Source organism: Kamptonema animale CS-326, from assembly GCF_028330895.1.
GTDB classification, from domain to species: domain Bacteria; phylum Cyanobacteriota; class Cyanobacteriia; order Cyanobacteriales; family Microcoleaceae; genus Kamptonema; species Kamptonema formosum.
This window is the reverse complement of record NZ_JAQMUA010000496.1, coordinates 1-8,797: the sequence shown is the minus strand read 5'-3', so window position 1 is coordinate 8,797 and position 8,797 is coordinate 1. Positions and strand designations below refer to the sequence as shown.

Sequence of the window (8,797 nt, the reverse complement as noted above, 5' to 3'; positions counted from 1 at the left end):
TTACCGCCCAGAGGGCGGCGTTACAAACAATAAACGTAAGGTGGGCGCTCGCCGCAAAAATCTTGTAACAAGAAAGCTAATATGGTTTCGGAGAGCGCCCACCCTACAAGTTATATAAGCGTTTATTGATGTCCAACTACTTATATGTTAATCTCATGCTAACCTAAAAGTAGTGTGATATCTAGCACCATGAGGGTTTGATCGTGTTAAGTGGCATTAAACAGCAAGTCGTCGTTGGCAAGAATGGCAAAATTGAAATTCAAACGTCTGAGTTAGCAGAAGGAATTGTTGTTGAAGTGATTGTTTTAGTGGAACAAGATGGTGTTGAGACGAATACTAGCCAATCTATTTCACAAGATGAGACAGAGTATTTGCTCTCTACTGAAGCCAATCGTTATCAATTGATGACTGCTATTCAAAACATCGAAACAAAAACTAACCTGGTCAGTTTTACGCTTGAGGAATGGAATGAAGAATATAACATTCACCCTTGAGGCATTCGAGCAATTCAACGACTGGGTAGCAGAGGATAAAAAAGTTCATCGCAAGATTATCATCCTGATTAATGATATTCTGCGTCAACCATTTGCCGGACTTGGCAAACCTGAACCTCTAAAGCATGAACTGAGCGGATATTGGTCGCGACGAATTACGGATGAGCATCGTTTAGTGTATGAAGTAACTGACACTGAAATCATCATTTTGAGTTGTCGATTTCACTATGATGACTAAAGCAGTTCGAGATCCCGTCTTCACCTATACCTACGTTGCGATTACTCGCAATCCTTGTTCTGTTACCAGTCATTGATAGAGTAGTAGAGTAGGCAAATGTCGATCGTTTGACAATTTCATCAGGAAGCATTGCCACTTTTTCATCCTACAAGATCGGAGATCGTACTTCACCAAGTAACCTAGCACAGCTTAACTGGCAATAACAGGGAGTTTTAATTTTAATTTTTAATTACAAAGTGCTACAAAACATGGTATTCTGGATGATACTAGCTGTTTCGTGTGCTGTAGCCACTCATGGAAAACTGGGAATTTCTGCTACAGAAGGAAGGCGATCGCGCCTGGTTGCCTCTGGAATCGCCCGATGTGGAAATTCTAGAAGGTCGCTACCGCGTTGTAGCCCGTTCTATGCTTGCCAATGCGGAGATCGAAGTTCGCATTACTCATCAACTTACGGATGAAGTACCCCCCCAGCGACGAGTCCAGAAGCGTTCGACTCGGACTAACCCTGAAGGGTTGATGGTGGTCATTCCCTACACTAGCCTGAAACCTGGGATTTGGGAACTCTGCTGTTTGGCAAATTTAGACGCAGATTCAGGGCAAACTAGCCAGCATACGGTTCAGTTGCAAGTTTTGCCGACTGAAGAGGATTTAGATTTAGAAGAGTCTTTTAGCCCCACTAATGAGGGTTCTACATCGACGATCGCAGTTTCTCAACCAGAGGAACAAACCCCAATTTCTCAACCCTCAGCATCCGCGATCGCGAAGTCAGCCGAAGACATCGCCAATATCCAGGAAGTAGAACCGTCGAACCCCGCCGCATCAGAAAAAATCGAGGCTATACAGGTAGAAACTTCTGTTGATAACGCTGAAAGGACTTCTCCAAAACCTGTTAGCGATCGCACAAAGCTAAAACTAGAGGAGTCACAATCTACAGCCAAGAAATTATCAGTTTCACCAGCAAATTCTGCACTGGATACTTTATCCTTATCGGAATTTGACCTGCGGTTGACCTTAGAAAAGCAAAGTTATGTGGCTCAATTAGGTCAACCTTTGATTATTTATGGGCAAGTTGAGATTGCAGAAAACTCGCAATTATCTAACAGTAAAACTCTGACTGCTGAAATTCAAGCAGAACGATTGCAAAGAGCGATCGCGAAAGTAGAAGTACAAATTCGCCTTCGCGATCCCCAAACTGCCAAAGTTTTAGTCGATACTAGACAACCTTTGCCCCAGCAGCTTTCTCCCTGTATTTTTGCCTGCGTGATTTACCTACCTTCTGAGTGCAAAACCCGCTTAATGTTGGGAGAAGCAGTGCTGTTGGACGGTACTACACCATTAGCAACGGAATCTTTCACAATAACAGCAGGTTTGGAAAATTTACTGGAAGTAATTGTACAAAATTTTAGTGAAGAAAATCATCAAGCAACTACTCCCGAAACATTAGCAAAGCAGGATGAAGTCAGCCTAAATCAATCTTTTAGTAATCTGACAGAAACTCTGAAAGAAGCCACGCCTTCGGAATTTCCACTTTCACCACGAGGACAACTCCCTCCTCAAATTACAACTCGCCCAGGGGCAATTACCGCCAATCAATCTTTAGATTTACCAGCGTTTGGTCATGGAATTAGCGATAGTAGCGGTAAAATTGTTTCCCCAGAAATTGCCCCTCTATTGGAATTAGCGGCAAATTTAGAGAAAAAATCAAAAACTGAGGAATCGACTGTAGAGAAAAAGTCAAAAACTGAGGAATCAAATGTGATACCTCTGTTTAAGCCGACTTCTACTTTCAGCGATCTGTTAATAACATCGCTGGCGGGGGAGTCAGAGGGAAAAAATGGCAATCCTAACCCTAGTATTGCTGCTGAAGCGTCTGCTAATTCAGAACAGGATGCAGCTCTGGAATCAGACAGTGGTTTAATGATGTCAGAACCAAAGTTAGTCGATTCTCTCCCTGCGGTAGAACAGGGATTTAGAAGTTTGAAACTGCAAGATCGGTTTTTGACGCGACTGAGCTCTTTAGCGAATGATACTGAATTTTCGGAATGGTTGAAGGCAAGTATGCCACCCTCGCCGGAAAGCCTGGATATAAAGGGGGAAGAGGGTTCAGGAGAGATTTTGAGTGCGGATGGGGTGGAGGGAAAATCAATCCCAGAGGACGAAGAAATTAAGGGTAGCGATCGCGAAAGTAATCCCCCAACTCCGGGTAAACCTGACTGGGTAGCGAGAGAGTTTGTCGTATTTGACGATCCGCTACCGCCGCGACAGGCGAAAAAGGCGAAAGTAGAGGTAGAAAGCGATCGCCAACAGGAGCAAACTCAGCGTATTCCTTATATTTTACCCGAAGAGGAGCCAGTGCCGACTCCAGTTTTAGACGTACTCAGCAAGGAAATTGTCGCTGGAAGATTAATTAAAATCCGCGTCCGTTTACCGGAGCTGATGCCTCGGATTTATGTGAAAATCTGGGTTTACGATCGCCAAAGTTACGTAATTTTAGATGGGCCGCGTTGGATCGCGGAGTTTTCACCCAATGGGTTAGGGAATATTGAGGCGATCGCTGAGTTAGAAATTGCCTATGGAAGTTTAGAAGTAGAATTTGAGGCGATCGCAGTGGAAATGCAAACTTTGCGGGAAAGCCATAAAGCAACTGTTCACCGTCGAGTTGTACCTCCAGCTACTCCTAGTTTACCTTTAGATAAGTAACCCAATTTCACGCAAAAAACGAAATTCCGCTCATCCAAGAGAGGTCTATTTTTCAGGCGGGAGCAATTCTATAATCTTCAAAAACTGAAAATTATTCGCTAAATCTCTGAGAGCATTCGCCAAAGCAATGTAACTTGGAGGTATTTGTTCGATCAAAACAAAAATCCGATCGTCACTCCCAAGATGCGATGCGTAATGTAGCTCTGATAACCACTCATTCGGCATCTGTTTTAAGTAACTTTTTAACTCAGCATCCATCGAAATTTCTGCTGTTTTTTCCCCTCCGGCTTCAATTTTTAAATTGCCTTGTTCATAAACATAAACTACGCCTAAATGTTCGCTCACTTTTTCCAGCAATACTTCTTCTCGGAAAGGCTTGCCTAAAAAATCGTCGCAACCAGCAGACAAAACCATTTTTCTATCTTCATCAAAAGCATTAGCAGTTAGGGCAATAATCTTAGTTGATTTACCTCTCAAATGCGCTTTAATCTGTTTAGTTGCCTCATAGCCATCCATTACTGGCATTCTCATGTCCATCAAGATCAAGTGCGGTTCCCAACTTTGCCAAAGAGTAACAGCTTCTAGACCATTTTCAACAGCACGTACAGAGAAACCTATAGAAGTAAATAGCGTTGTCAACATCAAGCGAGTTTCTGGTCTATCATCAGCTACCAAAATGCGATATTGAGATTGATTAGGCTCGATACTAATTATTGTTTGATGTAATTTTTCTACCTCCCTCTCAGTAGAATTATCCGAGCTAATTTGAATGCTAAATCTAAATATAGTTCCTTTACCAAGGATGCTATTAACTTTAATTTCTCCTCCCATTAATTGCACAAATTTCTGGCTAATAGGTAAACCCAATCCAGTTCCTTGCTGAGAGTTCTTTCCCGTCTCTGTTTGCACGAAAGCTTCAAATAATCTACAGATCTCCTCATTCGCAATGCCTGGCCCAGTATCTTCGATCTCAAATAACAAATGCTCTATTCCATTTCTTACACGCAGAGTCACGCTTCCGGTTTCAGTAAATGTAATCGCATTCCCTAAGATATTAATTAAAACTTGGCGCAACTTTCCTTGATCTGCTTGCACGTATTTAGGAAGGTCTAGAGCTAAGTCAAAAATCAACTTTAATCCTTTGGATTGCGCCTTGAATCGCAGCATTTCTTCCAAGTTAGTAAGGAAGCGAATCAAGTCAAAATTTCGTAGGTTTAATGCAGTCCGCCCTGCTTCGATTTTAGACATTTCTAAAATGTCGTTAATCAACTCCAAAAGGTGTTCGCCAGCGCTATTAATAATTCTCAAGTTTTCCTTTTGCTCTTGCTTGAGGGAGCGATCGCGACTCATCATTTGAGTAAAGCCTAAAATAGCATTCAGCGGTGTTCTGAGTTCATGGCTCATAGAAGATAGAAATTCGCTTTTAGCGCGGTTAGCTGCGTCGGCAGCGATGGCTGCTGCTTGCAATTCCTCTGATTGCTTTTGAGTTTGTGCTAGCAATTGAGCCTGCTGTAAAGCCACTCCTAACTGCGTCCCAATTTGAATCACCATGTTAATTTCTGCTGCACTCCAAAGCCGAGGGCCGGAATTTTGATAACTCGCTAATAACCCCCAAAGTTCAGAGCCGCAAAAGATCGGGACAATGATGTAGGCTCTGGCTTGTAAACGCTCCAAAAGGTCAATATGACAAGGGGCGAAACCCGCAGAGTAAATATCTTCTATTACTAAGCAGTTTATACCTTGGTTGTAGCGGCCACCAGCGGTGTTTTGCAAGTAAGAATCCTGTAGATTTGCAGGACTGCTCAAGTTTTGTGTGATGCAATTATAAGCTGAAATTTTTTCTAGAAGGTGGGGGTCTTCTTGATGTATTTGTACTAGAGTAATCCAGCCGTTTGCCACTGACTCAGCAACAAATTCGCCGCTCCAGTCGGGGTTAAAACGGTAGACACCGACTCGATCGCAGTTGATGGCTTGCCGCAATTCGCCGCTGGTGGCATTAAAAATTGTTTCAATGTCTAATGTCTGGCGCATTCTTTGAATTACTCTCGCGATCGCTCTTTCACGATCGGCACTTTCCCGCAAGGCTTCTTGAGCAAGTTTGCGAGAGGTGATATCAGCATAAGCAGCTTGTACGCCGTAACCTTCTAAGGGCATGGGAGTGGCTGTAACTTCTAACCAGACTATTTGATTGTCGCTCTTCTTAAAGGCGACTTCTACACCTGCAACTATTCGGTTTTCTTTAAGTGCAATTACCGCTGGATATTCGCTTACAGGCATCACAGTTTTATCGGGTCGTAGCAGCATCCATTCTGGAGAATTAACCTTCCTTTTTTGCTGTTGGCACAGGGTAACTCCCAGAATTTTGTCGGAAGCCGGATTGCATTGAATAATATTCCCTTTGTCATCGGTAATCAGGATTCCCATTGCCAAGGTTTCAAACAGCGTCCGAAACTTTTCTTCGCTGTGGCGTAACTCTTCTTCTGCCCGTTTGCGATCGCTGATGTCGGTGAGCAAACCGTCCCAAAGGATGCTACCGTCAGCTTGCTTTTCAGGTCGAGATTTGCCTTCAATCCATTTGATTTTGTCTTCCCGAAATATGCGCCAAATTTGGTGCCAAGGCTCAAGAGTCTGGGCGGAAATAATGATAGAGTTAATTAAATTGGGGCGATCGTCAGGATGAACGGTGCCAAAGCTAAAAGCCTTATTTTCTAGGAGAGCTTCTGGCTCGATACCAAAAATTTCTCGGCTACCGGGGCTAACATACAAGAAATTCATGGAACCATTGGGACGCAGTACAAATTGATAGATCATCCCCGGTATGTTCGCGGCTAAATTCTGATAGCGCATATTGCTGCGCTGGAGTGCCTTTTCTGCTTCGTCTCGTGCTTGAGCGATCGCGATCGTATCGGCGACAAATTTGAGCAAGTTAATGTCTTCTGGACTCCAAATTTTTGGCGATCGCACTGTCTCTAAACCAATGCAGCCCACTGCCACACCTTCGCAAATCATTGGCACGTAAAGGACTGACTGAACTGATTCCCGTTCTAATTCTGCTCTTTCCGGCGCGGCTTCTGGAGGCAAATCTGCAAGTGAGGCGATCGGTAGGACATTGCCGCTTAAAAGTTGTGAGTAGCACCACTGATAATCCTCTATTCGTAACCCTTGAAGGTCATTAATACATGGCTTAATCCCTTCGGCGCACCATTCGTGAGTATTGTAAACTTTGCTCTGATGCTCGCCATACCGCAGGATATAGCTGCGATCTACTCCCATAAATTCGCCGATTTTAGCGAGAGCAAAATTGATGGCTGCATCAGCCTCAGAGTCAATGAATTGTCTGGATATTCTACTGAGGAGGTTGTCTATTGCGGCTTGACGGGCGATCGCTGCTTCCATTTGCTTCCTTAGACCCAAGGCGGAAGCGAAGCGATCGCTAATCTGGGCCTCGGCGGGGCTTACACCTATGATATTTTCTTGATTAAAATCCTGTAAAATTGCATTTGCGGCGGCCAATTGCTGACGGCTGCTATCGATCGCGATCGCGTCCGGGAGAGGCAAAACTGTCGCGCTCGCCATTGTAATTAGCTTTTGTTGAGTTAGTTCTACAATCTTTGCTTTACTTCCCTTTTCTGCCTCGTTATTCATCCCCAGTTCCACCTATAATCCGGTTTTATGGATTAAAGTAATAATCAATTATAGCAACCGTTAAGATAGCTAGAACCTTCTTATACCAATTCTCCAAATTATTGAGACAATCTGCATTGTTGAGTTAACTTCAGAAGATCCACCTTCTGCCTCCTGCTTTCTGCTTTCTGCCTTCTTCCTTCTGCCTTCTGCCTTCTGCCTTCTGCCTTCTTCCTTCTACTTATTAATTGCTGAAACTATTTTTGCACAGGTATGTTTCAATATTAAGCTGATTGCTTGATTTTGGTGTTATCAGCTCCATAAAATTACTAAAATCATCAACCGCCGTCTCAATCCGCATTCCCGATTGCCTTTCCCTTAAAATTAAACTTTTTTGACATTAAAGTTTGTGGGCGATTTCCTTGAGTTCTTCGACTATGCGCCTATTCTTCTGATTTCTGCTGCCGTAGAGACGGGCCGAAAATACAGCGATTATTTCCAGTATATCTTTAGCTAAATCCTCTTCCAAGCTAGTATCTTCGGTTCGGTTGATGATTACTACTTCAGTACCAAAGTGTTCGCACAAACTAAAAATTAGTTCAGAGCCCAATCTAAGCAAGCTATCTTTATGAGTTAAGACTAGCCTCTCTACCTGATTATCGGTAATCATCCGAATTAAACGTTGTAAGCCTCGCTTACTGTAATTGATTCCGGAACCAAAATCATCAATAACTTGGAGTTGCCAACCGTGCTGAGCGCAAAATAGTTCTAAAACTTGTTTCTGTCTTTCTAAGTCATCTTTTTGTTCATGACTGCTAACTCTTGCATAACCAACAGTCAAAGCGCCTTCAGGTTTTATCCCTAACAGCTCAGCCATATCATACCGTCTGTGACCGTTAGCTGTACGTTCGGGTATTAATTTGCCCTCGGCTTCCCACCTCCGTAAGGTTGAAGCACTGACACCTTTAAGTTTAGCTGCTTCCGCGATAGTTAACTTACTCATTATGCTAGCTTAGCACTATAAGTGAGTAAGTTTAGAGAGGCTTAGGTAAATTTTTGTGAACTGTTTTTACCCCCGCTCGTTTCTAGAAGATAGGGGGTAGGATGCTCAGGGCTAGGGAAAGAGGGAATAAAATCAAGGGCTTCCACTTAAGTCACCTTGTCTTTAGACTACTTTTTTGTGGAATTGATTAAATTACTAACGTCATGCTAGTAAAAATTTGCCTTTAAGTATAGCCGACTTAATCTAAAAAGTCAATAACTTACCCGGAGTATGAAGTTTTGGTAAATCTGCTATGCACTTTTCACATCACCACGTTATATTAGGAATATAAGAATACACAAATGAGACGAAGGGAATGTTCACCATGAACAGAATTGGCCAAAGAAACTTGACAAAGGTAGCTGAAACCCACCGTGCAAACCTCCACAAGAGACTGCTGCATCGCTTAGACGTAGCCAAAGCTAACGGTGATGAAAATTTAATCCGCATCCTAGAAGATGAAATGAGAAAGCTTTAAGGCAGCCACAACAAGAGATTGCCTTTGCTTAATTATCACAGATTGACAGAGTTGTCTACAGGCTACGTAATGCCCCTAACTTCTTGTTGTTCAGTGTTCTCTCCTCTCTTAGTTGGTTTAAACAAAACCCGGTTTCCTCAAGAAACCGGGCTTTTTTGTTAACGACTAACGGTTAACGGTTAACCGTTAACCGTTAGTCGTTAACAAAAAAGCCCGGTTTC

Annotated in this window: 6 protein-coding genes; 4 read left to right on the top strand and 2 right to left on the bottom strand. The window is 43.0% G+C overall.

The features are described from left to right. The first annotated feature begins 203 nt into the window (after positions 1–203). The 3 genes from PN499_RS29120 to PN499_RS29110 all read left to right on the top strand — a co-directional run bounded on the left by PN499_RS29120 (position 204) and on the right by PN499_RS29110 (position 3,432). Positions 204–494 carry a hypothetical protein gene (locus PN499_RS29120; protein ID WP_272037101.1) on the top strand — a complete coding sequence of 97 codons (291 nt, stop codon included), beginning with the start codon at positions 204–206 and terminating at the stop codon, positions 492–494. After that, positions 469–732: a Txe/YoeB family addiction module toxin gene (locus PN499_RS29115; protein WP_272037099.1), complete on the top strand. Its 264-nt coding sequence runs from the start codon at positions 469–471 to the stop codon at positions 730–732. The genes PN499_RS29120 and PN499_RS29115 overlap by 26 nt, the downstream gene beginning before the upstream one ends. Before the next feature lie 294 nt (positions 733–1,026). Further along, complete coding sequence (locus tag PN499_RS29110) at positions 1,027–3,432, top strand: hypothetical protein (RefSeq protein WP_272037098.1); 2,406 nt, start codon at positions 1,027–1,029, stop codon at positions 3,430–3,432. Positions 3,433–3,477: 45 nt separating this feature from the next. On the opposite strand, the gene PN499_RS29105 is transcribed toward PN499_RS29110, so the two are convergent. Then, entirely contained in the window at positions 3,478–7,077 is a 3,600-nt protein-coding gene (locus PN499_RS29105) for a GAF domain-containing protein (protein WP_272037096.1), read from the bottom strand. A gap of 379 nt (positions 7,078–7,456) precedes the next feature. After that, positions 7,457–8,059, bottom strand: a complete 603-nt coding sequence (locus tag PN499_RS29100) for an IS607 family transposase (protein WP_272037094.1) — start codon at positions 8,057–8,059, stop codon at positions 7,457–7,459. A gap of 364 nt (positions 8,060–8,423) precedes the next feature. Here PN499_RS29100 and pirA point away from each other — a divergent pair, with 364 nt between their 5' ends. Then, positions 8,424–8,576, top strand: coding sequence for an arginine synthesis PII-interacting regulator PirA (gene pirA / locus PN499_RS29095; protein WP_007356099.1), 153 nt, complete (start codon positions 8,424–8,426; stop codon positions 8,574–8,576). The last annotated feature ends 221 nt before the right edge of the window (positions 8,577–8,797 follow it).